This window comes from Xanthomonas prunicola (assembly GCF_002846205.1).
Taxonomy (GTDB): domain Bacteria; phylum Pseudomonadota; class Gammaproteobacteria; order Xanthomonadales; family Xanthomonadaceae; genus Xanthomonas; species Xanthomonas prunicola.
This window is the reverse complement of sequence record NZ_PHKV01000034.1, coordinates 1-2,500: the sequence shown is the minus strand read 5'-3', so window position 1 is coordinate 2,500 and position 2,500 is coordinate 1. Positions and strand designations below refer to the sequence as shown.

At 52.6% G+C, this 2,500-nt stretch carries 2 tRNA genes and 1 rRNA gene; all 3 read left to right on the top strand.

The features are described from left to right. Positions 1 to 7 precede the first annotated feature (7 nt). Positions 8 to 83 (top strand) — tRNA-Ala (locus XpruCFBP8353_RS22765). Positions 84 to 102: 19 nt separating this feature from the next. Then, positions 103 to 179: transfer RNA gene (locus XpruCFBP8353_RS22760), tRNA-Ile, on the top strand. A gap of 227 nt (positions 180 to 406) precedes the next feature. After that, positions 407 to 2,500 (top strand): 23S ribosomal RNA (locus XpruCFBP8353_RS22755); the annotation flags it as partial.

The following is a 2,500-nucleotide window of genomic DNA, read 5'->3' as shown; positions in this document are numbered from 1 at the left end:
CCCTTTTGGGGCCTTAGCTCAGCTGGGAGAGCACCTGCTTTGCAAGCAGGGGGTCGTCGGTTCGATCCCGACAGGCTCCACCATATTGAGTGAAAAGACTTCGGGTCTGTAGCTCAGGTGGTTAGAGCGCACCCCTGATAAGGGTGAGGTCGGTAGTTCGAGTCTACCCAGACCCACCACTCTGAATGTAGTGCACACTTAAGAATTTATATGGCTCAGCGTTGAGGCTGAGACATGTTCTTTTATAACTTGTGACGTAGCGAGCGTTTGAGATATCTATCTAAACGTGTCGTTGAGGCTAAGGCGGGGACTTCGAGTCCCTAAATAATTGAGTCGTATGTTCGCGTTGGTGGCTTTGTACCCCACACAACACGGCATGTGACCCTGAGGCAACTTGGGGTTATATGGTCAAGCGAATAAGCGCACACGGTGGATGCCTAGGCGGTCAGAGGCGATGAAGGACGTGGTAGCCTGCGAAAAGTGTCGGGGAGCTGGCAACAAGCTTTGATCCGGCAATATCCGAATGGGGAAACCCACTGCTTCGGCAGTATCCTGCAGTGAATTCATAGCTGCTGGAAGCGAACCCGGTGAACTGAAATATCTAAGTAACCGGAGGAAAAGAAATCAACCGAGATTCCCTAAGTAGTGACGAGCGAACGGGGAACAGCCCTTAAGCTGGAATGGCTTTAGAAAAACAATCTGGAAAGATTGGCCATAGAAGGTGATAGCCCTGTATTTAAAAGGGCCACTCCAGTGAAGACGAGTAGGGCGGGGCACGTGAAACCCTGTCTGAATATGGGGGGACCATCCTCCAAGGCTAAATACTCCTGACCGACCGATAGTGAACCAGTACCGTGAGGGAAAGGCGAAAAGAACCCCGGAGAGGGGAGTGAAATAGATCCTGAAACCGTGTGCGTACAAGCAGTAGGAGCTCGCAAGAGTGACTGCGTACCTTTTGTATAATGGGTCAGCGACTTACTGTTCGTGGCAAGCTTAACCGTATAGGGGAGGCGAAGGGAAACCGAGTCTGATAAGGGCGCATAGTCGCGGGCAGTAGACCCGAAACCGGGTGATCTAGTCATGGCCAGGGTGAAGGTGCCGTAACAGGTACTGGAGGCCCGAACCCACGTCTGTTGCAAAAGACGGGGATGAGCTGTGATTAGGAGTGAAAAGCTAATCGAACCCGGAGATAGCTGGTTCTCCTCGAAAGCTATTTAGGTAGCGCCTCGGACGAATACTACTGGGGGTAGAGCACTGTTATGGCTAGGGGGTCATCGCGACTTACCAAACCATTGCAAACTCCGAATACCAGTACGTACTATCCGGGAGACACACGGCGGGTGCTAACGTCCGTCGTGAAAAGGGAAACAACCCAGACCCACAGCTAAGGTCCCAAATTCACTGCTAAGTGGAAAACGATGTGGAAAGGCATAGACAGCCAGGAGGTTGGCTTAGAAGCAGCCACCCTTTAAAGAAAGCGTAATAGCTCACTGGTCGAGTCGGTCTGCGCGGAAGATTTAACGGGGCTAAGCAGTGAACCGAAGCTTGGGGTGCATAAAACTTGTTTTATGCGCGGTAGAGGAGCGTTCCGTAAGCCTGCGAAGGTGGATTGAGAAGTCTGCTGGAGGTATCGGAAGTGCGAATGCTGACATGAGTAACGATAATGCGGGTGAAAAGCCCGCACGCCGAAAGCCCAAGGTTTCCTTGCGCAACGTTAATCGACGCAGGGTTAGTCGGTCCCTAAGGCGAGGGCGAAAGCCGTAGTCGATGGGAAGCAGGTTAATATTCCTGCACCTCGCGTGAGTGCGATGGAGGGACGGAGAAGGTTAGGTGTACCGGGCGTTGGTTGTCCCGGGGAAAGGCGGTAGGTTTGGATCTTTGGCAAATCCGGGATCCTTTAAGACCGAGCACCGAGACGAGCCTTTATGGCGAAGTCACTGATACCACGCTTCCAGGAAAAGCTCCTAAGCTTCAGCTCACGAAGACCGTACCGTAAACCGACACAGGTGGGTAGGATGAGAATTCTCAGGCGCTTGAGAGAACTCGGGTGAAGGAACTAGGCAACATGGCACCGTAACTTCGGGAGAAGGTGCACCCTTTTTGGTGGCTCATGCGAGCTATAGCTGAAGAGGGTCGCAGAAACCAGGCCGCTGCGACTGTTTATCAAAAACACAGCACTCTGCAAACACGAAAGTGGACGTATAGGGTGTGACGCCTGCCCGGTGCTGGAAGGTTAATTGATGGGGTCAGCCGCAAGGCGAAGCTCTTGATCGAAGCCCCAGTAAACGGCGGCCGTAACTATAACGGTCCTAAGGTAGCGAAATTCCTTGTCGGGTAAGTTCCGACCTGCACGAATGGCGTAACGACAGCGGCGCTGTCTCCACCCGAGACTCAGTGAAATTGAAATCGCTGTGAAGATGCAGCGTTCCCGTGGCAAGACGGAAAGACCCCGTGAACCTTTACTATAGCTTTACACTGAACGTTGAGTTCGTCTGTGTAG